This is a genomic window from Ornithinimicrobium jinqii (assembly GCF_045032595.1).
Classification (GTDB): Bacteria; Actinomycetota; Actinomycetes; order Actinomycetales; family Dermatophilaceae; genus Ornithinicoccus.
In genome coordinates this window covers 1-25729 of record NZ_JBJFZS010000017.1, presented here as the reverse complement: position 1 = coordinate 25729, position 25729 = coordinate 1, and the positions used below count along the sequence as shown (strand labels likewise).

General features: G+C 72.6%; 24 protein-coding genes, 1 tRNA gene and 1 other RNA gene. 10 read left to right on the top strand and 16 right to left on the bottom strand.

Going from position 1 to position 25729, the window contains the following annotated elements; translation table 11 throughout:
• The first annotated feature begins 112 nt into the window (after nt 1–112).
• The 3 genes from ACI3ET_RS07650 (at nt 113) to ACI3ET_RS07640 (ending at nt 2919) form a co-directional block, all read left to right on the top strand.
• A complete protein-coding gene (locus ACI3ET_RS07650) occupies nt 113–574 on the top strand; it encodes a Fur family transcriptional regulator (RefSeq protein ID WP_405032413.1) in 462 nt (153 codons plus the stop codon).
• Nucleotides 571–2187, top strand: a complete 1617-nt coding sequence (locus tag ACI3ET_RS07645) for a catalase (protein ID WP_405032412.1) — start codon at nt 571–573, stop codon at nt 2185–2187. Before ACI3ET_RS07650 ends, ACI3ET_RS07645 begins: the two co-directional genes overlap by 4 nt.
• Nucleotides 2188–2307: 120 nt before the next feature.
• Nucleotides 2308–2919 carry a 1-acyl-sn-glycerol-3-phosphate acyltransferase gene (locus tag ACI3ET_RS07640; protein ID WP_405032411.1) on the top strand — a complete coding sequence of 204 codons (612 nt, stop codon included), beginning with the start codon at nt 2308–2310 and terminating at the stop codon, nt 2917–2919.
• Between the two features lie 60 nt (nt 2920–2979).
• Here the strand turns inward: ACI3ET_RS07640 and ACI3ET_RS07635 are convergent, their stop codons facing one another.
• Genes ACI3ET_RS07635 through ACI3ET_RS07605 form a run of 7 tightly spaced genes read right to left on the bottom strand, consistent with a single transcriptional unit; the run spans nt 2980 to nt 10362 of the window.
• Entirely contained in the window at nt 2980–3747 is a 768-nt protein-coding gene (locus ACI3ET_RS07635; RefSeq protein ID WP_405032410.1) for an SseB family protein, read from the bottom strand.
• Entirely contained in the window at nt 3744–4457 is a 714-nt protein-coding gene (locus ACI3ET_RS07630; protein WP_405032409.1) for a 1-(5-phosphoribosyl)-5-[(5-phosphoribosylamino)methylideneamino]imidazole-4-carboxamide isomerase, read from the bottom strand. Before ACI3ET_RS07630 ends, ACI3ET_RS07635 begins: the two co-directional genes overlap by 4 nt.
• Nucleotides 4454–5104 carry a hypothetical protein gene (locus ACI3ET_RS07625; protein ID WP_405032408.1) on the bottom strand — a complete coding sequence of 217 codons (651 nt, stop codon included), beginning with the start codon at nt 5102–5104 and terminating at the stop codon, nt 4454–4456. The genes ACI3ET_RS07630 and ACI3ET_RS07625 overlap by 4 nt, the downstream gene beginning before the upstream one ends.
• A 9-nt stretch (nt 5105–5113) precedes the next feature.
• Nucleotides 5114–8374, bottom strand: coding sequence for a bifunctional [glutamine synthetase] adenylyltransferase/[glutamine synthetase]-adenylyl-L-tyrosine phosphorylase (locus ACI3ET_RS07620; RefSeq protein ID WP_405032407.1), 3261 nt, complete (start codon nt 8372–8374; stop codon nt 5114–5116).
• A gap of 16 nt (nt 8375–8390) precedes the next feature.
• The gene (locus tag ACI3ET_RS07615) at nt 8391–9719 is read right to left on the bottom strand and encodes a glutamine synthetase family protein (RefSeq protein ID WP_405032405.1); all 1329 of its coding nucleotides are present in this window, start codon (nt 9717–9719) and stop codon (nt 8391–8393) included.
• A 58-nt stretch (nt 9720–9777) separates the two neighbouring features.
• Nucleotides 9778–10119, bottom strand: coding sequence for an MGMT family protein (locus ACI3ET_RS07610; RefSeq protein WP_405032404.1), 342 nt, complete (start codon nt 10117–10119; stop codon nt 9778–9780).
• Nucleotides 10120–10134: 15 nt separating this feature from the next.
• Nucleotides 10135–10362, bottom strand: coding sequence for a methionine aminopeptidase (locus tag ACI3ET_RS07605; RefSeq protein ID WP_405032403.1), 228 nt, complete (start codon nt 10360–10362; stop codon nt 10135–10137).
• A gap of 52 nt (nt 10363–10414) precedes the next feature.
• Between ACI3ET_RS07605 and map the strand changes: the two genes are divergently transcribed.
• Nucleotides 10415–11275, top strand: a complete 861-nt coding sequence (map, locus tag ACI3ET_RS07600) for a type I methionyl aminopeptidase (protein WP_405032401.1) — start codon at nt 10415–10417, stop codon at nt 11273–11275.
• 52 nt (nt 11276–11327) lie between these two features.
• A complete protein-coding gene (ppgK, locus tag ACI3ET_RS07595; RefSeq protein ID WP_405032400.1) occupies nt 11328–12083 on the top strand; it encodes a polyphosphate--glucose phosphotransferase in 756 nt (251 codons plus the stop codon).
• Nucleotides 12084–12095: 12 nt separating this feature from the next.
• On the opposite strand, the gene ACI3ET_RS07590 is transcribed toward ppgK, so the two are convergent.
• Nucleotides 12096–13553: a GuaB1 family IMP dehydrogenase-related protein gene (locus ACI3ET_RS07590; protein WP_405032399.1), complete on the bottom strand. Its 1458-nt coding sequence runs from the start codon at nt 13551–13553 to the stop codon at nt 12096–12098.
• Nucleotides 13554–13625: 72 nt separating this feature from the next.
• Here ACI3ET_RS07590 and ACI3ET_RS07585 point away from each other — a divergent pair, with 72 nt between their 5' ends.
• From ACI3ET_RS07585 to ACI3ET_RS07575, 3 genes are all read left to right on the top strand, one after another.
• Nucleotides 13626–14294: an MBL fold metallo-hydrolase gene (locus ACI3ET_RS07585; RefSeq protein ID WP_405032398.1), complete on the top strand. Its 669-nt coding sequence runs from the start codon at nt 13626–13628 to the stop codon at nt 14292–14294.
• Nucleotides 14295–14310: 16 nt separating this feature from the next.
• Nucleotides 14311–14690: RNase P RNA component class A (gene rnpB, locus ACI3ET_RS07580), an RNA gene on the top strand.
• A 271-nt stretch (nt 14691–14961) separates the two neighbouring features.
• A complete protein-coding gene (locus ACI3ET_RS07575) occupies nt 14962–15393 on the top strand; it encodes an excalibur calcium-binding domain-containing protein (protein WP_405032397.1) in 432 nt (143 codons plus the stop codon).
• Between the two features lie 67 nt (nt 15394–15460).
• Here ACI3ET_RS07575 and ACI3ET_RS07570 read toward each other — a convergent pair whose 3' ends face one another.
• Nucleotides 15461–16189 (bottom strand): class F sortase, encoded by a 729-nt coding sequence (locus ACI3ET_RS07570; protein WP_405032396.1) that lies wholly within the window; start codon nt 16187–16189, stop codon nt 15461–15463.
• A gap of 306 nt (nt 16190–16495) precedes the next feature.
• Nucleotides 16496–17971 carry an RNB domain-containing ribonuclease gene (locus ACI3ET_RS07565; protein WP_405032395.1) on the bottom strand — a complete coding sequence of 492 codons (1476 nt, stop codon included), beginning with the start codon at nt 17969–17971 and terminating at the stop codon, nt 16496–16498.
• Nucleotides 17972–18004: 33 nt separating this feature from the next.
• Between ACI3ET_RS07565 and ACI3ET_RS07560 the strand changes: the two genes are divergently transcribed.
• Nucleotides 18005–18751, top strand: coding sequence for a YaaA family protein (locus ACI3ET_RS07560; protein WP_405032394.1), 747 nt, complete (start codon nt 18005–18007; stop codon nt 18749–18751).
• A gap of 43 nt (nt 18752–18794) precedes the next feature.
• Here ACI3ET_RS07560 and ACI3ET_RS07555 read toward each other — a convergent pair whose 3' ends face one another.
• The 6 genes from ACI3ET_RS07555 to ACI3ET_RS07530 form a co-directional block, all read right to left on the bottom strand.
• A complete protein-coding gene (locus ACI3ET_RS07555) occupies nt 18795–20090 on the bottom strand; it encodes a histidine phosphatase family protein (protein WP_405032393.1) in 1296 nt (431 codons plus the stop codon).
• Nucleotides 20087–20824: a zinc ribbon domain-containing protein gene (locus ACI3ET_RS07550; protein ID WP_405032392.1), complete on the bottom strand. Its 738-nt coding sequence runs from the start codon at nt 20822–20824 to the stop codon at nt 20087–20089. Before ACI3ET_RS07550 ends, ACI3ET_RS07555 begins: the two co-directional genes overlap by 4 nt.
• Nucleotides 20821–21702, bottom strand: a complete 882-nt coding sequence (locus tag ACI3ET_RS07545; RefSeq protein WP_405032391.1) for a Nif3-like dinuclear metal center hexameric protein — start codon at nt 21700–21702, stop codon at nt 20821–20823. Before ACI3ET_RS07545 ends, ACI3ET_RS07550 begins: the two co-directional genes overlap by 4 nt.
• A 32-nt stretch (nt 21703–21734) precedes the next feature.
• Nucleotides 21735–21807, bottom strand: a tRNA-Val gene (locus tag ACI3ET_RS07540).
• Between the two features lie 41 nt (nt 21808–21848).
• Nucleotides 21849–22325 (bottom strand): peroxiredoxin, encoded by a 477-nt coding sequence (locus ACI3ET_RS07535; protein WP_405032390.1) that lies wholly within the window; start codon nt 22323–22325, stop codon nt 21849–21851.
• Entirely contained in the window at nt 22322–22738 is a 417-nt protein-coding gene (locus ACI3ET_RS07530; RefSeq protein WP_405032389.1) for a DUF3052 domain-containing protein, read from the bottom strand. Before ACI3ET_RS07530 ends, ACI3ET_RS07535 begins: the two co-directional genes overlap by 4 nt.
• A 159-nt stretch (nt 22739–22897) precedes the next feature.
• Between ACI3ET_RS07530 and aceE the strand changes: the two genes are divergently transcribed.
• Nucleotides 22898–25657 (top strand): pyruvate dehydrogenase (acetyl-transferring), homodimeric type, encoded by a 2760-nt coding sequence (aceE, locus tag ACI3ET_RS07525; protein WP_405032388.1) that lies wholly within the window; start codon nt 22898–22900, stop codon nt 25655–25657.
• Nucleotides 25658–25729: the final 72 nt, after the last annotated feature.

Here is a 25729-nt window from a genome sequence, read left to right as displayed (position 1 = left end):
GTGAGTGCCCGGCTGGTCAAGGGTCCATGCTAGCAGAAGGACCCTGCGACGACGGCGGGAACGTGCATCCTTCCACTTGAACCATTCAAGAAAACGTGGTCGACTGAGAGCCATGACACCGGCGACCGAGCTCCTGCGCAGGGCCGGGCTGCGGGTCACCACGCCCAGGGTCGCCGTCCTCGAGGTGCTCCAGCAGCACCCCCACGTCGACGCGGCAGGTGTGCTCGCCCTCGCCCGTTCACGAGCGGGCAGCGTGTCCGTGCAGGGGGTCTACGACGTGCTGGCGGCGCTCGACGCGGCGGGTGTGGTCCGACGGATCCAGCCCGCGCACTCGGTGGCCCGCTACGAGGTCGACCACGGGGACAACCACCACCACGTCGTGTGCCGGGGCTGCGAGGTCATCGTCGACGTCCCCTGCGCGGTGGGGTCCCGCCCCTGCCTCGACCCCGCACCTGCCCAGGTCCTCGGCTTCGCGGTCGAGGAGGCCGAGGTCATCTACTGGGGCGTGTGCCCCGCCTGCCGTGCCGCCGCACCGACCACACCCGCCATCACCACCACGAAGGAGACCGCATGACCCACACCCAGCACGGGTACGTCAACGCCGAGCACCACGACGAGCACCCCACCACCACGGGGTCCACGACCACGGGCGGAGCCCCGTCCGGCTCGGACCGCACCTCGTTGTCCGTCGGGGCCAACGGGCCGCTCCTGCTGCACGACGTCAGCCTCATCGAGACCCTCGCGCACTTCGACCGCGAGAAGGTGCCGGAGCGCCTGCCCCACGCGAAGGGCTCGGGTGCCTTCGGCCGCTTCGAGGTGACCGAGGACGTCTCGCGCTACACCAAGGCCGCCGTCTTCGCGCCCGGCGCGACGACCGAGTCCCTCGTCCGGTTCTCCACCGTGGCGGGCGAGCAGGGCTCCCCCGACACCTGGCGCGACGTCCGCGGCTTCTCCGTGCGCCTCTACTCCTCCGAGGGCAACCTCGACGTGGTCGGCAACAACACCCCCGTGTTCTTCGTGCGCGACCCCATGAAGTTCCCCCACTTCATCCGCAGCCAGCGCCGCCTGCCCGACAGCGGCCTGCGGTCCAACAACATGCAGTGGGACTTCTGGACCAGCACGCCCGAGTCGGCGCACCAGGTGACCTACCTCATGGGCGACCGCGGTCTGCCCAAGACCTGGCGCCACATGAACGGGTACTCCTCGCACACCTACATGTGGGTCAACGCGCAGGGTGAGCGCTTCTGGGTCAAGTACCACTGGCACAGCAACCAGGGCGTGGAGAACCTCACGAACGAGGAGGCCGGGAAGCTGGCCGGCGAGGACGCCGACGTCCACCGCCGCGACCTCTTCGGCGCGATCGCGCGCGGCGACTTCCCGTCGTGGGTGCTGTCCGTCCAGGTCATGCCCTACGAGGAGGCCAAGACCTACCGCATCAACCCGTTCGACCTGACCAAGGTGTGGCCGCACTCGGACTACCCGCTGGTGAAGGTGGGCACGATGACGCTGGACCGCAACCCGGTCAACTTCCACGCCCAGATCGAGCAGGCCGCGTTCTCTCCGGCCAACCAGGTGCCCGGCACCGGGGTGTCTCCGGACAAGATGCTGCTCGCGCGCGTCTTCTCCTACCCGGACGCGCAGCGGCACCGCATCGGCGCCAACTTCGCGCATCTGCCCGTGAACCAGCCGAAGGTGCAGACCAACGCGTACCAGTTCGACGGGCCGATGGCCTACCTGCACTCCGGCAACCAGCCCACCTACGCGCCCAACTCCTACGCCCGTCCCTGGTCCGACGAGACCGGCCCCGTGGAGAACGGCTGGGAGGCCGACGGCGAGCTGGTGCGTCAGGCCTACGACCTGCGCCCGGACGACGACGACTTCGGCCAGGCGGGCACGCTCGTGCGTGAGGTCTACAACGACGAGCAGCGCCAGCGCCTCGTCGAGACGGTCGTCGGCTCCCTGATGCCCGACGACGTCCGCGAGCCGGTCCTGTCCCGCGTGTTCGAGTACTGGCGCACCATCGACGCCGCCATCGGTCAGCGGGTCGAGGACGCCTACCGGGCGCAGAAGGGCGATCAGGTCCCCGGTGCCGGACCCAAGGACGAGCACACCGGCCGACCGGACGCCGAGGGTGTGCGGACCGAGGCCGAGGGGTCGGCCGAGCCGGGTCACGCAGCAGACTCCTGACCGTTCCACCGTCGCCCGGCCACTCCGGGAGGCACCCCGACGGGCGCGTCGACCTCCACCCCGGAGGAGGCGCGCCCGTCGTGTACCCGTCACCTACGCTGGGTCGATGGAGCAGCGCCGATGACCGAGCGGATGCCGGTGCGGCGTGCCGCTGCCCGGGCGGCCCTGCGGCTCGCGCGATGGCGGACGGTGGGCGAGGTGCCGCGGTCGGGGATCATCGTGGGCGCGCCGCACACCTCGAACTGGGACTGGGTCGCCATGCTGGTGCTGCTCTGGTCGCACGAGGTCAGGCCACGGGTCCTCGTCAAGCAGGAGCTGTTCCGGGGACCCCTGGGCTGGCTCCTACGCTCCACCGGCGGGGTGCCGGTCGACCGGGTGGCTCCCGGGTCGGTCGTGCAGCAGCTCTCCGACCAGGCCCGTGGCGACGAGTTCTTCCTCATCGTGCTGGCGGCCGAGGGTACGCGCAGCAAGGGGTCGCACTGGAAGTCCGGCTTCTACCGGCTGGCCCGCCAGACCGGTCTGCCGCTGTCGCTGGGCTTCATCGACGGGCCCAGCCGGACGCTCGGCTTCGGACCCACCGTACGCCTGACCGGTGACGTGCGCTCCGACATGGACGTCGTGCGCACCTTCTACGCCGACAAGCGAGGGGTCCACCCCGAGCTGCGGACCGAGCCGCGCCTCCGCGAGGAGGAGGGGCCGGCACAGGCCCGCGCGGAGGACGCTGCCGGCTAGGTCCTCCCCCGCCCGGCCGGGTCAGCAGGCGCCACGCCGCGGGGTCCGCCGCCCGGGAGGTCAGCCCGCGACGAGGCGGAAGGCGAGAGCGTCGATGCGGGCCCGGGTCTCACCGTCCGTCGCGAGCGCTTCGCCGACCCGCGTGACGAGCTCCTGAACCTGGGTCTGGGTCAGCCCTGGCCCGAGGGCCAGCTCGACCTGCAGCGCACCCTGGGGTCCGGGTGCGAGCCGGTGCCCCCTGACCACGGGCTCGCGGGACAGGACGCCCGCCACGGCCGCCGCCACGTGGTCGTCCTCGTGCGCCGGCACCCACTCCCTCGCCATGGCGAGGGCCCAGACCATCGAGGCGCGCAAGGTGTATGCCGCGGCGCCGGGGGGCGCGGGCAGGTCCAGCGGGATCACGCCGCAGCCCTCCTGCACCGCCGCCAGCGCCGCCCGCTGCGCCGTCACGGGCACGGGTCGGGCCTCGGCGCTCCAGGCGGCCAGCGCCGAGGTGCTCGTGAAGGCGGGCAGCGCCCGCTGCCCGTCCGGGCCGACCAGGGTCACGGAGGCCATGTCGCTCGTCGCGTCGACGGGCAGGGCCGAGCGGGTGTCGATCTCGCCCGGCACCGCCACGACGGGCACGATCAGCCGGGCCGCGGCCACCGCCGCCACGACGGCCCGCGCGTCGATCGCCTCCTCGGAGCGTGACAGCAGCTCTGCGAGCGCGGCGTCCGTCTCTCCGGCGTCGTGGTCGAAGCCCGTCCCCGCGAGGGTCCGTCCCTGCCACGGAACGCCGCCCGTGTCCGTCCCGGCGGCAGGGTCGTGCCCGGTGAACCGGTGGGTCATCGCACTGCCTCCAAGGCGTCTGCCAGGGTGAAGGCCCCGTGGTAGAGGGCCGCCCCGAGCACCACTCCCGACACGCCCACCTCTCGCAGGGCGCGCAGGTCCTCCAGCGTGGACACTCCTCCGGAGGCCACGACGGACGGGCCCAGGCGCCCCACGACGGTGGCGAAGAGAGCCCGGTCGACGCCGGTGCGTCGACCGTCCCTCGAGGCGTCGGCCACGACGTAGGCACCCGGGCTGTGCGCCCCCAGGGCGTCCAGCAGCCGGTCCACCAGCAGCTCCCACGGCCCGAGCGTCTCCCCCGAACCGCGGGCCACGACCTCCCCGTGCACCACGTCGATCCCGATCGCGATGCGGTCGGCGTGCTCGCGCACCAGCTCCGCGACCCACGCAGGGTCGCGCAGGGCGGTCACCGCGAGGTTGACGCGCCGGGCACCGCTGGCGAGAGCGGCCTCGACCGAGGACGGGTCGTCGAGCCCGCCGGACAGCTGCACGGGCACCGGCAGCGCGGCGACGAGACCGGTCAGCAACTTCAGGTCCGAGCCGCGCCGGTAGGCCCGGTCGAGGTCGACGAGGTGCACCCAGCGGGCCCCCTGGTCCACCCACCTACGAGCGACGGTCAGAGGGTCGTCGCTGCCGCCGTCGACCACCTGGGCGGCCCGGCCCCCGGTCACGTCCACGGCGGGCAGCAGGGTCAGGACCGGTGCGCTCACCCCAGGGCCCCGAGCTCACGGCGCAGCCGGACCGAGTCGGCGACCGCGTCCTCGAACCAGCCGACCTGACGGCCCGCGGGCTGGTGCAGGGTCGTCCCGGGCAGCTCCTCCACGCGCGCCGGCTCGGCGAGCAGCCGCGCCCCCGGCAGTCCCAGCGTCGCCATCACGGCCTGCAGCATGGTCACGGGTCTGGCGCGCTTCTCGTGGAGGAGGTCGACGAGTTCGTCCCGCACCTCGGCGGGTGCGCCGGCAGCCCGGGTGATCTCCGCCGGTCCCGCGAGCTCCAGGCCCGGCGGGCGCAGGAGGCCCAGGTCCGGCTCCCAGACGACCCACGTGGGTCCTTTGCGCCGGCCGGCACCATGGACCGTGACCACGGCACGGCCGTCGAGCTCGAAGAACCCGAGTGCGGGTCCGGCCCTGGGAGGCACGGGCCGGGCTGCCAGAAGCATCCCGGCGTCGTCGTAGGGCGCTCCGACGGGAGTGCTGCCCGTCCCCAGCACCACGGTCCACCCCTCGAGCGGCACGGTCGCGAGGGGCACGACGCTACGAGAGACCCAGGCGGCGATCTCGGTCCGGACGCCGGCGAGGAGCACCAGTGCCGTCGGACGCACCCCGACGTGGTCAGGGGGTGGGGCGGTCGGGGTCACCGGGCCATCCTACGAACCACCGCCCGAGGTGCCGCGCGCCCCGCCGTCCCCGCGTCCACCGTCACCTCGTCCACCCTGGCCGCGTCGGCGGTCGGGAGGGCCTCCCGGGCCGCGCGGGCGCGGGAAGCGCGCACCGGTCCGCGGCATGCCCTCGGCACCGGACCTGAATCCGGCCGACCGCCCCGGGCGGTCGGGACGGCGGGTCGAGACCCCAGCGGCAGCCGCACGGGACCGGAGCACCGGGGGGGCGTCGCCGTAGAAGAGACGGTCGACGACCGCGCGGCAGTGCCGTGCGGCACGCCGCCACTCCTCGGCGAGCTCGGGTCCCTGACCGGGCGGTCGTCCCATGATGCGCGCCATCCCCTCGGCGTCGCGCAGCTGGCTGGGCACCGAGTCCACCGGCCGTCCGCGCCAGACGATGCCGGCGTCTCGGAGCTGCGAGGCGAGGCGCCACGCGCGCGCCAGCTCCTCACCGTCGGTGTCCCGGACCAGGCCGGACTGCACGGCCGCGTCCAGCGCGTCGAGCGTGCTCGTCGTGCGGAGCCCGGGGCACTCGTGCGCGTGCTGGAGCTGGAGCAGCTGCACCACCCACTCCACGTCCGAGAGTCCTCCCAGGCCGAGCTTGAGGTGCGTGCGTGGGTCGGCGCCCCGGGGCAGGCGCTCGGACTCCATCCGCGCCTTGAGGGTCCGGATCTCGCGGAGGGCGTGGTCGTCGATCCCTCCGGGGGGCCAGCGCAACGGCTCGACGAGCGCGGTGAAGCGGGCACCCAGGGCGGGGTCTCCGGCCACCGGCCGGGCGCGCAGCAGCGCCTGGGACTCCCAGCCCGCCGACCACCGCTCGTAGTAGGTGCGGTAGGCGTCCAGCGAGCGCACCAGTGCCCCGGACCGTCCCTCCGGTCGCAGGGACGCGTCCAGCTCCAGGACGGGGTCGGGCCCGGTCCCCGCCAGGCCCTTGCGCAGCTCGGCGAAGATCTCCGCGGCCTGCGCCGACGCCGCCTCGGGGTCGACGCCGCTCATCGGGTCGTGGACGTAGAGGACGTCGGCGTCGCTGGCGTAGCCCAGCTCGCGACCGCCCAGCCGGCCCATCCCCACCACCAGCAGGGCCGTGAGCGGCTCCTCGTCCCGCTCGGCGAGCACGCGGTCGCGCGCCACCGTCAGAGCGCCCTCCAGGTAGGCGTCGGTGATGTCCGTGAGCGCCTCCCGCACCCGCGTGCCCTCCCAGTCGCCCACGAGGTCGCCGAGCACGACGCGAACCAGCTCGCGGGCGCGGACGCTGCGCACGGACTGGAAGGCCTCGTCGGTGTTGGTGCGACGGGTGGCGGCCGCGATCATCCGCGCCACCAACGCCTCCCGGTCGGGCGGGACCAGTCCCGCCTCGTCACCGAGCAGCGCGACCGTCTCCGGAGAGCGCAGGAGCAGGTCGACGGCATACCGGCTGGAGGACAGCACCGTCGCCAGCCGCTGCGCCGCGGTGCCCTCGTCGCGGAGCATCCCGAGGTACCAGTGGGTCGTGCCCAGGCTGTCGCTGATCTGACGGAAGGCCAGCAGGCCAGCGTCCGGGTCGGCGCCGTCGGCGAACCAGGACAGCATCACGGGCAGCAGGTGCCGCTGGATGGTGGCCCGGCGGCTGACGCCCTCGGTCAGGGTCTCCAGGTGCCGCATCGCACCGGCCGGGTCGCGGAAGCCGAGGGCGGCCAGCCGGGTCCGCGCCGCCTCCGGGGAGAGCCGGGCCTCGTCGGTGGTCAGCCGCGCCACCGCACTGAGCAGGGGCCGGTAGAAGAGACGCTCGTGCAGCCGGCGCACGTCCTGGCGGACCGCGCGCCACCGCTGCAGCAGGGCGCGCTCGGCCTCGCCCCGCTCCCCCATGGCCCGGCCGAGCCGACGCAGCTCCGCCGAGCCGGTGGGCAGCAGGTGGGTGCGGCGCAGCCGGTGGAGCTGGACCCGGTGCTCCAGGCAGCGCAGCAGGCGGTAGGCCTCGTCGAGGACGGCGGCGTCGTCTCGCCCGACATAGCCACCGTCGCGCAGCGCGGCGAGGGCGTCCAGGGTGGTGCCCGAGCGCAGCGTTTCGTCCCAGCGTCCGTGGACCAGCTGGAGGAGCTGGACGCTGAACTCGATGTCCCGCAGCCCCCCGGGCCCTAGCTTGATCTGCCGCTCGACCTCGGCCGGCTTGACGTTGTGCTCGACCCGGCGCCGCATCGCCTGGACGTCCTCGACGAAGTTGTCGCGGCCACCCGCCTCCCAGATGAGGGGCCGGACCATCTCGAGCCACTCCTGCGCGACGGCCTCGTCGCCGGCGACGTGCCGGGCCTTCAGCAGCGCCTGGAACTCCCAGGTCTTGGCCCAGCGCTGGTAGTACTCCCGGTGGGAGTGCAGGCTGCGCACGAGCGGGCCGTGCTTGCCCTCCGGCCGCAGGGCCGCATCGACCTGCCACAGCGAGCCCTCGGCCGTCGACTGGCTGCAGATACGCATCACCGCGCTCGCGAGCCGGGCTCCGACGCGCAGCGCCTCCTCGTCGCCGGACCCCTGCCGCGCACCCACGACGAAGATGACGTCGACGTCGCTGAGGTAGTTGAGCTCGCAGCCCCCGGTCTTGCCCATGCCGATGATCGCGAGGTCGCAGACCTCCTGGCCCTCGACCTCCGCCCGGGCCAGGTGCAGTCCGCCCTCCAGCGCGGCGCCGGCAAGCTCCGCCAGCCAGGCCCCGACACGGGGCATCAACGACACGGGGTCCTCGCTGGTCAGGTCGATCGTCGCGACCCTGAGCAGCTGCCGGCGGTAGGCCACGCGGAGCGCGTCGGCGCCCTCTCGGTCCCGGAGACCGTCGACAGCAGCCACCACGTCGGCCGGCTCCGGCACCCGGCCCTCCGCGACGTCCGACACGTGCTCGGGGTGCCGCAGGAGGTGGTCGGCGAGCGCCACGGACCCGCCCACGACGGCCAGCACCCGGCGGCGCGGGTCGCCGCCGGCCAGCACGACCGACCGGGTCAGGGCGTCCGTTCGAGCGCCCGACGCCCCCGTGCTGCGCGGGTCCAGGAGCCGGACGAGGGCCAGCAGCGCCCCGTCGGGGTCGGCCACGACGGCGAGGTCCGAGAGCAGCGACGCCAGGTCGACCTCGGCCCCGAGGCGCTCCGCCACCTCCGCCAGCAGCTGCGTGGCGCGCGGCGTGTCGGCGAAACCCGCTCTGGCCAGCTCGGCCGAGCCTGCGCCGAGGTCCTGCGGCCCTCCCGGGCGCCCACCCCGGGGCCGGCGTGCTCCGGGGCCCTGGCTCACGTCATACCCCTCGGTCCTAGAGGTGGAGCAGGTAGCGGTCGAGCTCGAAGCGGGTGACCTGGGAGCGGTACTCGCTCCACTCCTGCCACTTGTTGCGCAGGTAGAAGTCGAAGACCTGCTCGCCGAGGACCTCGGCCACGAGGTCGGACTCCTCCATCACGGCCACCGCCTCGCCCAGGCTCTGGGGCAGCGGGTCGATGCCCATCGCCCGCCGCTCGGCGTCGGTGAGCGCCCACACGTCGTCCTCGGCCTCCGGCGGCAGCTCGTAGCCCTCCTTGATGCCCCTCATCCCGGCGGCCAGGATCACGGCGAAGGTGAGGTAGGGGTTGCAGGCCGAGTCGATCGAGCGGACCTCGACCCGGCGCGAGTGGCCCTTGCCGATCGAGTACATCGGCACCCGGGCAAGCGCCGAGCGGTTGTTGTGCCCCCAGCAGACGTAGGCCGGTGCCTCCCCGCCGCCCCACACCCGCTTGTAGGAGTTGACCCACTGGTTGGTGACCGCGCAGATCTCGCGGCTGTGCTCGAGGACGCCGGCCATGAACCGGCGGCCGGTCTGGGACAGCTCATAGGCCGCACCCGGCTCGTAGAAGGCGTTGGTGTCGCCCTCGAAGAGCGAGACGTGGGTGTGCATCCCCGAGCCCGGGTGCGGCGCGAGCGGCTTGGGCATGAACGAGGCGAAGGCCTGCTGCTGCAGCGCCACCTCGCGCACCACGGTCCGGAACGTCATGATGTTGTCGGCCATGGACAGGGCGTCCGCGTAGCGCAGGTCGATCTCCTGCTGGCCCGGTCCGCCCTCGTGGTGGCTGAACTCCACCGAGATGCCCATCTGCTCCAGGGTGTCGATCGCGCCGCGCCGGAAGTCGTGGCCGTCACCCCGGGCGACGTGGTCGAAGTAGCCCGCCTGGTCCACCGGCACCGGACCGACCGCCGGGTCGTAGGGCTCCTTGAAGAGGTAGAACTCGATCTCGGGGTGGGTGTAGAAGGTGAACCCCTCCGCCGCGGCCGCGTCCAGGGAGCGGCGCAGGATGTGGCGGGAGTCCGTGGCGGCGGGGCTGCCGTCGGGCATGTGGATGTCGCAGAACATCCGAGCCGTGCCCTCGCGCCACGGGAGGACCTGGAAGGTGTCGGCGTCCGGCTGGACGACCATGTCCGCCTCGTAGACCCGCGTGAACCCCTCGATGACACTGCCGTCGATGCCGATCCCCTCGGAGAAGGCCTGCTCCAGCTCGGCAGGGGCGACCGCCACCGACTTCAGGGTGCCGAGGATGTCGGTGAACCAGAGCCGGACGAACCGGATGTCTCTCTCCTCGATGGTGCGGAGGACGTACTCCTGCTGGCGGTTCATGCGCCCATCCTGCCCCATCCCCGGGCCGGTGGAACGGGCGTGTGCCGCGCGCGTCGCCTCACGGGGCGTGCAGGTCCCCGACAGCCCTGGCGTAGTCGTGCGCGAGGATCGCCAGGTCGGCGCGGTGCTCGGCGAAGCGGCAGCCGCGGCCGGTGGCCCGCAGCCCGATGCCCTCGGCCTCCCAGTGGGTGCTGGCCCGACCCAGCAGCTCGCCCGGGAGGTCACCGTCGCGGTTCGTCACGCGCCACCAGGCCACGCCGGACCCCCAGTCGCGCAGGACCGCGCCGACCTGGCGCGGACCGGTCCCGACGAGCGCCGCGAGGTCACCGTAGGAGACGACCCGCCCCGGCGGCACCTGGTCCACGGCCCGCAGCACCCGCTCGACGAGCAGATCGTCCACACCAGGTCCGGACGATCAGCCGTTGAGCGGGTTGTTGTCCAGGTCCTCGGGGTCGCCGGTGCGCCACTCCCGCTCGCGGCGGTCCTCCTCGTCCCACTGCTCGGTGCGGGCGGCCGCGATCTCCAACGCGCGCGCGGCCTCCTCGTGCGTGGGGTAGGGCCCCATCAGGTCGCCGCTGCGCGCGCGACCGGGGTCGTCGTGGGCCTCGACCTGTCCGGTCCGGGTGTTGAACCAGTACTCCATCGTCGCTCCTCGTCGCAGGGGACGGCGCTGCTCGGCACCTACACTTCACCCTATGCCTGCGCCCTCCTCGCTTGCCCCCGGAACCGTCAGCCCCCGCCTCGCGGTGCCCGCCGGCATCGCCCGGCCGGAGTACGTCGACCGGCCCGCCCCGGCCCCCTTCGACGGGGCCGAGGTCAAGGACGCGGAGACGATCGAGCGGATGCGGGTCGCCGGCCGGGTCGCGGCCCAGGCGCTCGAGGTGTGCGGCCGGCTGGTCCGTCCCGGGGTCACCACGGACGAGATCGACCGCGTCGGGCACGAGTTCCTCCTCGACCACGGCGCCTACCCCTCGACGCTGGGCTACCGCGGCTACCCCAAGTCGCTGTGCACCTCGGTCAACGAGGTCATCTGCCACGGCATCCCCGACGACCGTGAGCTGCAGGACGGGGACATCTGCAACATCGACATCACCGCCTACGTCGGCGGCGTCCACGGCGACAACAACGCCACTTTTCTGTGCGGCGAGGTCGCCGAGGAGACCAGGCAGCTGGTCGAGCGGACGCACGAGGCGCTCATGCGGGCGATCCGGGCGGCCCGTCCCGGGCGGGAGATCAACGTCATCGGGCGGGTCATCGAGAGCTACGCCCACCGGTTCGGCTACGGCGTCGTGCGCGACTTCACCGGCCACGGGGTCGGGGAGGCGTTCCACTCCGGCCTGGTGATCCCGCACTACGACGCCGCGCCGGACTACGACACGCTCATCGAGCCCGGGATGACGTTCACCATCGAGCCGATGCTCAACCTCGGCACCCACGAGTGGGTGGAGTGGGACGACCACTGGACGGTGCTGACCGCCGACGGCCGGCCCTCGGCCCAGTTCGAGCACACCATCCTCATCACCGACACCGGCGCCGAGATCCTCACCCTGCCCTGACGCACGCGCCACGGACCTGCGGACCGGGCGGGCACGGCATACCCTGTGGCCCATGGCTTCCCCCATCCTCGGCATCGACATCGGCGGCAGCGGCATCAAGGGTGCCCCCGTCGACCTCTCCCAGGGCGAGCTCGCAGCGGACAGGGTCCGCATCGAGACGCCCGAGGCCTCCACCCCGGAGGCGGTGGCCGACATCGTCGCCGGCGTCGTGGAGGCCCAGCGCAGCCACCTGGACGAGGGCTCGGCGGTCGGTCTGACGATGCCCTCCGTGGTCCAGCACGGGATCGTGCGCACGGCGGCCAACATCGACAAGGCCTGGATCGGCGTCGACGCCGACGCGCTGTTCACCGAGCGGCTCGGGCGGCCGGTGCACGTCGTCAACGACGCAGACGCCGCCGGGGTGGCCGAGATGCACTACGGGGCCGGCAAGGGGGTCGAGGGCGTGGTGCTGCTCACCACGCTGGGCACCGGGATCGGCTCAGCGCTCTTCGTGGACGGGCAGCTCGTGCCCAACACCGAGTTGGGCCACCTGGAGCTGGACGGCCACGACGCCGAGTCCCGCGCCGCCAGCAGTGCCCGGGAGGATGAGGACCTGTCCTGGGAGGAGTGGGCCGAGCGGCTGCAGCGCTACTACTCCCACGTCGAGGGGCTGTTCTGGCCCGATCTCCTCATCGTCGGCGGCGGCGTGTCCAAGAAGGCCAAGAAGTTCCTGCCGCTCCTCAAGCTGCGCACCCCGATCGTGCCGGCCGGGCTGAAGAACGAGGCCGGCATCATCGGTGCCGCCTGGCACGCCCAGCACCTGGGCTGAGCCGGCACGACCTCACCAGGAGGTGTGCCGTGGCCGCCCCTCCTCGAACCCGGCGGCGCCCTGGACCCCCACGACCGCGCCGGTGTGGAACTCGCCGATCGAGCGCGCCCCGGCGTAGGTGAAGGCGCTGCGGACACCGGAGACGATCTGGTCCAGCAGGTCCTCGACCCCGGGCCGGTGCGGGTCGAGGAACATGCGGCCCGAGGAGATGCCCTCCTCGAAGAGCGCCGAACGCGCCCGGTCGAAGGCCGACAGGTCGCGGGTGCGCTGGCGCACGGCGCGGGCCGAGGCCATCCCGAACGACTCCTTGTAGTAGCGGCCGTCGGCGTCGCGCATGAGGTCGCCCGGGGACTCCAGGGTGCCCGCGAACCACGAACCGACCATGACCGAGGCGGCCCCGGCGGCGAGCGCCAGGGCGACGTCGCGAGGGTGCTTGACCCCGCCGTCGGCCCACACGTGCGCGCCCAGTCCTCGGGCGGCGTCCGCGCACTCGAGGACGGCGGAGAACTGCGGGCGGCCCACCCCGGTCATCATGCGCGTGGTGCACATGGCCCCCGGGCCCACCCCGACCTTGACGATGTCGGCACCGGCCGCGACCAGGTCGTGCACCCCTGCGGCGGAGACGACGTTGCCGGCCACGACCGGCACCCGCACCCCGGTGCGTGCCTCGTGCGCGTCCCGCGCCGCGACCACGGTGGGCAGGGCGTCGAGCATCTTCTCCTGGTGGCCGTGTGCGGTGTCCACGACCAGCACGTCGGCGCCCGCGGCGAGCAGCTCGGCGGCCTTGGCCTGGACGTCCCCGTTGATCCCGACGGCCGCACCGATGCACAACCTCCCCTGGGCGTCGGTCGCCGGCGTGTAGATCGCCGAGCGCAGCAGCCCGGTGCGGGTGACGACCCCGCGCAGCACGCCGGCCGCGACGACCGGCGCCATCCCGGCGCGCGTGCCCTCGAGCTGGTCGAAGGCCTCCCTCAGGTCGACGCCCTCCTCCAGCACCACGCGGGGCGGTTCCATGACGTCCCCGACCGCGACGAACCGGTCGACGTCCTCGCAGTCCTTCTCGGTGACGATGCCGATGGGTCGGCCGGCCTCCACCACGACGGCCGCCCGGTGGGCCCTCTTGTGCATGACCGAGAGCAGCTGGGCCACCGGCGCGGAGCGCTCGATGACGATGGGCGTCTCGTAGACGGTGTGGCTGGCCTTGACCCGCTCGACCGTCTTGCGGATCTCGGGCAGCGGGATGTCCTGCGGCAGCACGGCCAGGCTGCCGCGGCGGGCGATGGTCTCCGCCATCCGTCGGCCGGCCACCGCGGTCATGTTCGCCGCGACCACGGGGATGGTGGTGCCGACCCTGTCGGGGGTGCGCAGGTCGACGTCGAGCCGAGAGGTGACGGCGGAGCGCGAGGGCACCATGAAGACGTCGTCGTAGGTCAGGTCGTGCGCGGGCTGCGTGCCGTTGAGGAACTCCACGCTCGCAAGGCTACGGCCCCGCGCCGGCCGGCACCCCTGGCACCCGCTGGCGGCACGGCATACCGTGCGGGTATGGAGCTCACCCACCTCGGCCACGCGTGCCTCCTCGTCGAGGTCGCCGACCAGCGGGTCCTCGTCGACCCCGGCACGTTCTCTGACCTGGACGGCTTGCGCGACCTCACCGCGGTCGTCATCACGCACCAGCACCCGGACCACTGCGACCCGCAACGCCTTCCCGCGCTCCTGGCGGACAACCCCGGCGCCACCGTGCTCGTGGAGCCCGACACCGCAGAGGTGCTGAGCCGGGCGGGGCTCGGGGACCGCGCCCAGCGGATGGGGTCGGGCCGCGCCGTGCGTCTCGGTGAGCTCGAAGTGCTGCCGGTGGGCGCGCAGCACGCGGTGATCCACCCGTACGTCGCTCGGATCGGCAACCTGGGAGTGGTCCTGCGGGCCGGCGACGGACCCCGGCTCTTCCACCCGGGTGACGCCCTGGACGCCGAGCCGGGCGAGGTCGACGTGCTGTGCGTGCCTGTCAACGCCCCGTGGGGCAAGGTCGCGGAGACCGTCGAGTTCGTGCGGCGAGTGGCACCGACGAGGGGCGTGGTCCCCATCCACGACGGCCTGCTCAACGACACGGGCCGGGCGATGTACCTCAAGCACATCGGAGACTTCGGGGCCGAGGGGGGCGTCGAGGTGATCGACCTGCGAGGCGCAGGCGTCACCACCCTGGGACAGGGATAGACTGGACGGTCGTGGATGAGTCGGCCAGGCGGCCGCGTCGGACCTCCGGGTCCGCCGAGGAACGTCCGGGCTCCACAGGGCAAGGTGATGGCTAACGGCCACCCGGGGTGACCCGCGGGACAGTGCCACAGAGAGAAGACCGCCCACCGGTCCGCCGGTGGGTCAGGGTGAAACGGTGGTGTAAGAGACCACCAGCACGCCAGGCGACTGGCGTGGCTAGGTAAACCCCACCTGGAGCAAGACCAGACAGTGCGTGCTCGAGGGCTGCCCGCCCGAGCGCACGGGTAGGTCGCTGGAGGCGGTCGGCAACGGCCGTCGTAGATGGATGGCCGCCACCTCCGCAGTGCCGGTGACGGCGCGGAGGGACAGAACCCGGCGTACCGGCCGACTCATCCACTTCACTGGCGCTGACCTGCAGCCATGCGGTCAGCGGGCCGTGGTCGACCTCAGCCCGTCCTCAGCACCCAGCACGGCGTCGACCGCCGCCCGGGTGCGGTCCTCAGAGTCGGGCCGGAGTAGGTGTACGGGCCCGACCACTGATCGCTCGAGGAGGGTCAGGGATTTTGCGAATTCGTTACCTTCGGTGGCTTGCTCTGCTCGTAGAAACGGATACCGTGTCGCAGGCAGGCTACATCTCGCAGAATGATGACCAAAGGGAACTACCTCCATGCAGAAGCTCTACCGTACGCCCGCAGTTGCGGGACTCACCCTTGCTGCTTCGCTCCTCCTGGCGGGACCCTCATCCGCCGCTGACCTCGACTGCGCGGACTTCGCGTCCCAGGCTGCCGCTCAGGCCCATTACATGGCGAACCCGACTGACCCTGACGGGCTGGACGCGGACGATGACGGGGTCGCCTGTGAGAACTATTCGAGTTATTCAGACACCGCACGGAACGAGGTGCCTCTCGGCACCGTCGTCGACAACGGTGGGGATGACGACGATGACCAGGTGCCGACGCCTCCCCAGGGCGGTGTCGCCACAGGCGGCGGGTCCACCACCGGTGTCGAGCACGCCGGGCTGCTCGTCGCCGGCGGTCTCGCGCTGACGTTGGGCACCGGCGGTCTGGCAATGTCGGCGGCACGTCGCTCACGTCGCTGAGGTTCTCCTCCTACAACGCTCGTCAAGCGCCGCCACCTCGAAATGAAGGGGTGGCGGCGCTGGCGTGTCAAGTAGATTCGACCAGGCGGGCGAAAACGACCACGTTGTCCACATGCGCGTCCAGGTTCGCGTCGTACTCCCCGCTGCAGGTAATCAGCCGCAATTCAGGGGTCCGCGTGTTGCCATACACGATCGTTGTGGGGAAGTCATTCTTGGGAAAAGCGTCCATCGCGTACACCTGGAAGGTCGCCACGGATCCGTCCCTGCGAGACACCTCCACCACGTCTCCGGCCTCCAGAGCTCCCAGCTGGAAGAACACCGACGGGCCGAATCCGGTGCCCGTGACGTGACCTTCGATCACCGCGGGCCCGATCTCGCCAGGCGTCGGCGACCCGTCGAACCAGGCCGCCTCGTCGTAGCGGTCACCCGAGGGAACCTGCAACGTGCCGTCTGCATTGAGCCCCAACGCGTGCAGCGGTGAGCTCACCCCGATGGCCGGGATCTCGATCGAGAGGGGCACGGCCGGGGGCAGGGCGTCGACACCGGAGGAGGTCGTCGGTGTCGAACCGGTTGACGCAGTACCCGGCCGCACGGCTGCATCAGTTGAGTGCTGGTCTGCCGTGCTGGACCGTGGCGCTGAGGTCTGCGCTGCCGACAGGCTGAGAGAGCGATCCGGCACAGGCGGGTCACCCTGCTGCTGGAGCAGCCCCCAGCACACGAGCAGGACACCCGCCGTTGAGACCGCAGCCCACCCGAGAGGCCCGCTGCTGCTCCTGTCCCGATGCCGTCCCGCCATGGGCACAGTCTGCCAGCGCAATGACCCCTCCATGCCCGCTTGTGGACCACACCCCAAGGTGGCGCCCGTGACCGAGGTCCGTCCTCGCACGCTGGGAGCACCGGGCCGAGTGGCGACCCTCTGAGCACAACAGCGAGCCCGGGGGGACATGCCACAGCGCCCGTCCTCGGTCCTTGCTCAGGCCCCCTCGCAAAGACCGTCACGACCAATCACTGACCATCGGCATCAGTACAGGTCAGATTCGCTGTGCATCGGATCTCACGAGGTCACTGTCCCGTTGAGCCTTGACCCGGCGTACCGGCCGACTCATCCACCCACAGCAGCGGGGCTGTTCCCGCCGGGCACGACGCGCAGCTCCACGACGCGCCGCAGGATGTCCGCCGACTCGACCTCGACCTGGACGGTGCTGCCGAGCCCGGCGGTGCCGCGGGCGCGCTCCGAGACAGGTGGGTCGAGCAGCTGCACGACGACGCCCTTGTCGAAACCGTCGACGACGACCGCCTCGAAGTGCTCGCCGACCCGGTCCACGAGCACGGCCGCCTCGACGGCGCTGATGCACTGCCGGTCGACAGACTTGGTGCGCCGGTCGGCCTCGGCCATCAGGTCCGGCAGGGCCGGGAGCGCCTCGCGTGCCCAGGCGGGCACGTCCCGACCAGCGGCCAGCGCCTCGCACACCGCGAGACCGAACCGGTCGACGAGACGGCGCAGCGGGGCCGTGACGTGGGCGTAGGGCGCCGCGATGGCCGCCTGGACCCGCTGGTCCTCGGGCGGGAGCTCCCCGTCGAACGTGGTGTAGCCGGCTCCGCGGAAGAGCGCGGTCGCGGCGTTGACGATCGCGAGGTGCGCTGGATCGTTGCGGTCCAGGCCGCGCAGGAAGTCGCCGTAGCGCATGTCCTGCGGCCAGTCGGACCCCAGCGCACGGACCTCGCGGCGGAAGCGGGCGACGGACTGGGGGGTGGCCTCGGGCATCGTCCGCAGGATGCCGACCCCGCCCTCGAGCATGAGGGCGGCGGCAGCCATGCCGGTGAGCAGCGAGATCTGGGCGTTCCAGTCCTCGGCGGGCAGCAGCGGGCGCAGCCGGAGGTGATAGTGCCCCTCGTCGTCGACGTGCACCTCCTGCTCGGGCATCGGCAGGCTGGCGCCACCCCGTGCGGACTCGCGGGCGATGCGCTGCTCGCCAACCTCCTGCAGGAGCATCAGGGTGCCCTCACCCTGGCCGCCGTCGACCAGCTCCTGCACCTCCGCATAGGTGTAGCGGCGCTCTGAACGCACCATGGCGCGGTAGAGGTCGGCGGTGCCCCGCTCCCCCTCGGCGGTCAGCCGCAGGTCCCAGACGTAGGCGGGACGCACCACGGCGGGGAGCAGGCTCGCGGCGTCCTCGCTGAGCGCCGACGGGTGCAGCGGGACCCGCGTGTCCGGGCAGTAGACGGTCATCCCGCGCAGGCGGACCTCGGCGTCCAGCGCCCCGCCCTCGACGAGGAAGGACGGCACGTCGGCGATCGCGTAGCGCACCCGGTAGCCGTCACCGTCGCGCTCGATGTGCACGGCCTGGTCGAGGTCCATCGAGCCAGGCGGGTCGATGGTCACGAACGGGACGGTGGTCTCGTCGCGCTCGGGCAGGTCGGGCGCGGCCATGGAGCGCTCGACCTCGGCCAGCACCTCCGGCGGGAACTCGGTCCGGACCTTTTCCTCCTGCCGGACCAGGGCGAAGGCCCGGTCCAGCAGCCGGCCGGTCTCAGAGCTCGGGGACGGACCGCTCAGGCGGGTCGCACGCTGCACCATGGCGGCCACCCTACGTGCCCTACCCTGCCTGTCGTGATCATCCTCCTGCCGCCCTCGGAGACCAAGGCCACGCGCGCGCGGGGGAGCGCGCTGCGTCCCGAGACCCTCTCGTCCCCCGCCCTGGCGGCCTCCCGCGCCACCGTGGCGAGCGCCCTGGCCGAGGTCAGCGGACAGCCGGACGCCGCCGCGGTGCTGGGGGTCAGCCCGTTGCTGCTTGAGGAGATCGCCCGCAACACCCACCTGCTCACCGCCCCGACGCTCCCCGCGCGCGAGCTCTACACCGGCGTCCTCTACGACGCGCTCGACCTCGCCTCGCTCGACCCGGCCCCGGCCCGTCGCGCCACCCGGCGTCTCGTCGTGGTCTCCGCGCTCTACGGGGCCGTGCGGATGACCGACCGGCTGGCGCCCTACCGGCTCTCGATGTCGGTGAACCTGCCGGGTGTCGGCCCGCTGGCCGGGTTCTGGCGACCGGAGCTGGAGCCGGTCCTGGCCGAGCTGGCTGGCCGCGGCCTGGTCGTGGACTGCCGGTCCAGCACGTATGCCGCGGCCTGGGTCCCGCAGGGGGAGCTCACGAGGCGCTGGGTGACGGTGCGGGTCCCGGGTGCCACCCACACGGCCAAGCACACCCGGGGTCTCGTCGCCCGCGCGCTGTGCCAGGACGCCTCGGACCCCCGCCGGCCCCAGGCCCTGCCGGAGATCCTGGGCGACCGCTTCTCCGTGGAACTGCTGGAGCCGGAGCGCGCCGGGCGGCCCTGGGCCCTGGAGGTCCGGTCGCGCTGAGGACCGCGCCGGGGCGTCCGCGGACAGGCCGCCGACGTGCCGGTCACTCCAGCGACGAGTCCACGATCGTCACCTCGGCCGAGCCCGCTCGCGATACCTCGCCCGCGGGGTCGTAGAGGTGGTGGGTGTCGTTGACGAAGGCGACCTGGGCACCGCCGTCGGGCCAGACCTCCAGCGCCGTGAGCGATGCCGGCGCGGTCGCCACGGACCACCCTCGACTCGCGTCGATGCCGAGGACGCGACCAAGCACCGACATGAGCACGACCCGGTGGGTGGCCACCACCACGGTGCCGCCCCGGGTGAGCGCCCGGCTCAGGGCGACGCCCACACGGGCGTCGAGCGCAGTGCGCGTCTCGCCGCCGGGCGGCGCGAAGTCGGGGTCGTTGCGCAGCCTCAGCAGCTGCGCCCCCTGGGTCCGGACCAGGTCGCCCATCGCCTCGCCGTCCCACGCCCCGAAGCCCTGCTCGTCCCAGTCCCGGTCCTCCTCGCGACGCACCCCGAGGTGGTCCGCCAGGACCTGGCCGGTCTGCCGCGCACGCTGCAGGGACGAGGAGACGACGGACAGCGGCGCCGGCCCCGAGCGCTCGACGAGCCTCTGGACGGCGCCCGCCGCCGCCCTGGCCTGGGCCATCCCGGTGGCGTTGAGCGAGGGGTCGGCTCCCCCGCGGCCGTCCAGCCGGTGGGTGAGGGTGAAGTCGGTGACGCCGTGGCGCACCAGGATCAGCCGGGTCTGGCCGTGGAGGGTCGGCACCGTCTCGTCCGAGACGTAGACCTCGCTGAGCGGGACACGGGCCTCCCCGAAGGTGGGCCGGTCGGGAGCCTCGCCAGGGTCGCCGCGGTGCTGCCGGGGAGGCTCGCCACCACCCTCGCCCGACCCGACCTCCGCGACGTGGTCACGCCTCACCGTCCGACCGTCCATGCCGTCGTTGGACAGTGCGTCAGCGGCACCGTTGCGCTCCCGCGGGATCCACGTGAACTCGACCGAGCCGCCGGCGGACTGGACCCGGTCCACCAGCCGGCGTGCCTGCAGCGCCAGGCGGCGCATGTCCTCGTGCTTGATCTTCCAGCGGCCGCACATCTGCTCCACGACCAGCTTGGAGTCCATCCTGACCTCGATCATCGCGTCGGTGGCGAGGTCCAGGTCCAGGACCGCCTCGAGACCGGCGATGAGCCCCTCGTACTCCGCGACGTTGTTCGACGCCCGGCCCAGCGGAGCTGCGCGCTCGGCCAGGAGGGCGCCGGAGCGCGCGTCCCGCACGAGCGCTCCGTACCCTGCCACCCCGGGGTTGCCGCGCGAGCCCCCGTCCGCCTCGACCACCAGGGCGGGGGGCAGGCTCACAGGCCGGACTCCTCGGTCCGGACCAGGATCCGCCCGCACTCCTCGCAGCGCAGCACCTCGTCCTCGGCGGCGGCGGCCACCCGCCCACGCTCCACCGCGTTCATCTCCAGTCGGCACCCGCCGCAGCGGCGCTGCACGAGCGCCGCGGCCCCGGTGCCTCGCTGGGCACGGATCCGCTCGTAGAGGGCGACGAGCTCGTCGGACAGGTCGGCGACGACCGCGTCGCGACCGGACGCCACGGTCTCGCGCTCGGCCCTCACCACGGCGAGCTTCTCGTCGCGCGCCGTCCGCAGCTGAGCCAGCTGGGCGCCGTGCCCGTCGCGCACGCGGGCCGCCCCCTGCGCCTCCGCCTGCGCCGCCTCGACGCGCTCCATCACCTCGAGCTCCTCGTCCTCGAGCACCGCCTGGCGGCGGGCGAGGGACGCGAGCTCGTGCTGCAGCCCCTGCAGGGACTTGGACGTGCCGGTGCCGGCGTCGAGCCGGGTCTGGTCGCGGGCGGCACGGTCGCGCACCTGCTGCACGGCAGCGTCGGCCCGGGCGACCTCACGCTGGAGGTCGCTGAGCGCGGTCTCGGTGCGGACGACCTCGGCGTCGAGGTCGTCGGCCTGCTTCTCGAGCCGGGCGATGTCGGTCAGCTCAGGCAGGCTGCGGGCCTGGTGGTCGAGCTGGGTCAGCCGGGTGTCGAGCGCGAGCAGGTCGAGGAGTCGGGCCTGCACGTGCGGGGAAGCCTTCACGGCATACCTCCTGCGTCGGTGGGTGGTTGCGCGCCGACCACGAAGTCCCAGGGGTCGGTGCGCACGGTGGAGATCTCGACGGTCACGCTATCCGGCAGCCGTCGCACAAGAAGGTCCCGCAGGCCGGGCAGCCACAGCCACTCGCTGGCCCAGTGACCGGCGTCGAGCAGGTAGGGCGTGCCGGTGCCGCCCGCGCGCGCCGCCGCCCGGGCCTCCTCCCGCGCCTCCAGGGCGGGGTGGTGGCGCAGGTCGGCGGTCACGTAGACGTCGGCACCGCTGCGGCGCACGGCGTCGAACGCCGAGTCGCCCGCCCCCCCGAGCACGGCGACGCGGCGGACGGGGGCGTCGGGCGGACCGCTCGCCCGCAGCCCGCCCGCCGACGGCGGCAGCGCGGCGTGGAGCGTCCGCGCCAGGCCGGCGAGCGTGGTCGGGGTGGGGAGGTCGCCGACGCGTCCGAGCTCCTGGCCCTCGCTCAGCTCCAGCGCCTCGGTGACGACCAGGCCGGAGGCGGCCGCCAGCGCCTGCCCCACGCCGGGGTCTGCCACGTCGGCGTTGGTGTGGGCGCAGTAGAGGGCGACATCGTTCACGACGAGGTCGGTGACGGCGGCGCCCTTGGCGGTCGTCGTCGCGACCGAGTGGACGCCGCGCAGCAGCAGCGGGTGGTGGGTGACGACGAGGTCGGCCCCGGTGGAGACGGCCTCGGCGATCACGTCCAGGGTCGGGTCGACGGCCAGCAGGACACGGCGGACCGGCTGCTCGGGGTCGCCCGCGGCGAGCCCGACCCGGTCCCAGGACTGCGCCGTGTCGGGCGGGTACAGGGCCTCGAGCACGGCCACGACGTCGCGCAGACGTGCCGGGGCACCTGCCTGCTCGGACATGCCGTCCTTCCCGTCCGCTGCTGCTGTCCACGTGGGCCCGGCCGGGCTCGAACCGACGACCTACGCGGTGTAAACGCGGCGCTCTACCAACTGAGCTACAGGCCCTGGGCCGCCCATTGTGCCAGCCCGCCGCAGGTGGTCGACACCTAGGAGGGGGTGGGTCCCGAGAGCTCGCGGACCGCCTCGTGGAGCAGCCCGATCGGGCGGGTCTCGGCCTCGCCGTGGACGAGGCTCCAGCGCACCGTCAGGTCGGGCGCGACGAGGAAGGTGCCGCGCGCGGCCGTCCCGGACGCCTCGTCCAGGACGCCGTAGGCGCGGCTGACCTCGCCGTGCGGCCAGAAGTCGGACAGGAGCGGGAATCGGTAGCCCTCGATCGCGGCCCACGTCTTCAGCGCCGGGACGGGGTCGCAGGAGACGGCGTGGACCTGGACGCGCTCGTTGGCGAACTCGTCGATGGACAGCTGCACCTCCAGCAGCTCCCCGGTGCAGATCGAGGAGAAGGCGAAGGGGAAGAAGACCAGCAGGGCGTGCCGGTCCGCGACGGCCTCGGAGAGGGTGAGGGGGTCGCCGTACTGGTCGGGCAGGGTGAAGTCCGGGGCGCGCGACCCGACCTCGATGCTCACCGTCGTCCCACCAGCCGCTGGCCGACCCACTCGCCCAGCGGCACCCCGCCGGAGGCGGCGAGCGAGCAGGTGGTGCAGGCCTCCTGGACGTCGAAGGCCTGGACGCGGTCGTCGCGGCCGGTGCCGGGGGTGAGCAGGGCGATGAAGCCGCCCTCCTCCATGGTGGTGAGGGCGTCGACCAGCTCGTCGGCCAGGTCGCCGTCGCCGTCGCGCCACCACAGCAGCACCACGTCCACGACCCCGTCGTAGTCCTCGTCCTCGAGCGGGCCCTCGACGAGGGACTCGACGGTGGACCGGAAGTCCTCGTCGACGTCGTCGTCGTAGCCGTACTCGATGACGATCTGGCCAGGTCCGAAGCCGAGCCTCCGGCCCGGTCCCGCCAGTCGGTCGGCGTCGCTCACGTCTGTGCTCACGTTCCTCTCGCTGCTCATGGTGGGCCCTACACAACTAGAGGGTGGGGCCCCTTGTAAAGGCCGGGGCCCGGGAGAGGGCCCCGGCGGCGACCGCCCGACCACGGGCAGGCCCACCGTGACAGACTGAGCGCGTCACCTCGTGTTGAAAGGACATACCTGATGTCACCGGAGCGTCCCGTCGGTCCCATCCTCAACGGCCTTCCCAGCCAGGTCCCCGACACGGACCCCGAAGAGACCCAGGAATGGCTCGACTCCCTCGACGGTGCGATCGACGCCGGCGGTCGCCAGCGTGCGCGCTACCTCATGCTGCGCATGCTGGAGCGGGCCCGCGACTCGCAGGTCGGTCTGCCCTCCCTCACCACGACCGACTACATCAACACCATCCCGCCGGAGCGGGAGCCCTGGTTCCCCGGCGACGAGGACATGGAGCGCCGCTACCGGGCCTGGATCCGCTGGAACGCCGCGGTCATGGTGCACCGCGCCCAGCACCCCGACATCTCCGTCGGCGGCCACATCTCGACCTACGCCTCCATCTCCACCCTGTGGGAGGTCGGCTTCAACCACTTCTGGCGCGGTCGCGACCACGAGGGCGGCGGGGACCAGCTGTTCTTCCAGGGCCACGCCTCCCCGGGCATCTACGCCCGTGCCTTCCTCGAGGGCCGTCTGACCGAGGACGACCTCAACGGGTTCCGTCAGGAGAAGAGCAAGGGCCTGCTCGAGGGTGTCTCCCCGATGCCGTCCTACCCCCACCCGCGGAGCATGCCGGACTTCTGGCAGTTCCCCACGGTGTCGATGGGGCTGGGCCCCATGAACGCCATCTACCAGGCCGCGTTCAACAAGTACCTCCACAACCGCGGGGTCAAGGACACCAGCCAGCAGCACGTCTGGGCCTTCCTCGGCGACGGCGAGATGGACGAGCCCGAGTCGCGCGGCCTGCTGCAGGTTGCGGCCAACGACGAGCTCGACAACCTCACCTTCGTCGTCAACTGCAACCTGCAGCGCCTCGACGGGCCGGTGCGCGGCAACGGCAAGATCGTGCAGGAGCTGGAGAGCTTCTTCCGCGGCGCCGGCTGGAACGTCATCAAGGTCCTGTGGGGCCGCGGCTGGGACGAGCTCATCGCCAAGGACACCTCCGGCGCGCTGGTCAACCTGATGAACTCCACCCCCGACGGCGACTTCCAGACCTTCCGCGCCAACGACGGTGCGTTCATCCGCGACCACTTCTTCGGGCGCGACCCGCGCACCAAGGAGATGGTCAAGGACTGGTCCGACGAGGACGTCTGGTGGAAGCTCAAGAGGGGCGGTCACGACTACCGCAAGGTCTACGCCGCCTACGCCTCCGCGCTCGCCCACACCGGCCAGCCGACGGTCATCCTGGCGCACACGATCAAGGGCTACAGCCTTGGCACCCACTTCGCCGGTCGCAACGCCACGCACCAGATGAAGAAGCTCACCCTCGACGACCTCAAGGGCTTCCGCGACAGCCTCAAGATCCCGATCACCGACGAGCAGCTCGAGGCAGACCCCTACACCCCGCCCTTCTACCACCCGGGCGAGGACGACGACGCGATCCAGTACATGAAGGAGCGCCGCCGCAAGCTGGGCGGCTACCTGCCCCGGCGCGACCCGGGCAGCGCCAGCCAGCTCGCGCTTCCGGACCGCAAGATCTACGACGTCGCCAAGAAGGGGTCGGGCAAGCAGCAGGTCGCCACCACGATGGCGCTGGTGCGCATCTTCAAGGAGTGGATGCGCGACAAGGACTTCGGCAAGCACCTGGTGCCGATCATCCCGGACGAGGCGCGCACGTTCGGGATGGACAGCTTCTTCCCCACGGCCAAGATCTACAACGTCCACGGGCAGAACTACACCTCCGTCGACGCCGACCTCATGCTCGCCTACAAGGAGTCGACGAGCGGCCAGATCTGGCACGTGGGGATCAACGAGGGCGGCTCCGTCGCGGCGTTCACCGCGGCAGGGAGCTCCTACGACACCCACTCGGTCCCCATGGTGCCGTTCTACATCTTCTACTCGATGTTCGGCTTCCAGCGCACCGGTGACGGCATCTGGGCCGCCGCCGACCAGCTGGCCCGGGGCTTCATGATCGGTGCCACCGCCGGGCGCACCACGCTCACCGGCGAAGGGTTGCAGCACGCGGACGGCCACTCGCCGATCCTGGCGGCCACCAACCCGGCCTGCATCGCCTACGACCCGGCCTACGCCTACGAGCTCGCCCACATCCTGCCCGACGGCCTGGACCGGATGTACGGCGAGAACCCCGAGGACGTCTTCTACTACATCACCGTCTACAACGAGCCGATGAGCCAGCCGGCCGAGCCGGCGGACGTGGACGTCGAGGGCATCCTGCAGGGCATGCACCGGATCAAGACGGGCGAGAGCTCGGGCGAGGGTCGCCACGTCCGGCTCCTGGCCTCCGGCGTCGGCGTCCCGTGGGCGCTCGAGGCCGAGCAGCTCCTCCGTGAGGACTGGGGCGTCAGCGCCGACGTGTGGTCGGTCACCTCCTGGTCCGAGCTGCGCCGCGAGGCGATGGCCTGCGACGACGACGCCTTCCTGCACCCCGACAAGGAGCGGCGGGTCCCCTACGTCACCCGACGCCTCTCCGAGGGCAGCGGCCCCGTGGTCGCCACCAGCGACTTCATGCGTCAGGTCCAGGACCAGATCGCCCCGTGGGTCCCGGAGGACTACTTCGCGCTCGGGGCGGACGGCTTCGGCTTCGCCGACACCCGGGCGGCCGCCCGCCGGTTCTTCCACATCGACGGCCCGTCGATGGCCGTCAAGGCCCTGCAGATGCTGGCCGACCGCGGCGAGCTGGACCCCCAGGTCCCGCGGGAGGCAGCGGAGAAGTACCGCCTGCTGGACGTCCGGGCTGGCCGCTCCGGCAACGCGGGCGGCGACGCCTGAGCCACCCGAACCGCACGGGCCGAGGGGGGGGGGAACCCCCCCAGTGCCGCCCCCCCCCCCCGCCCCCCCCTC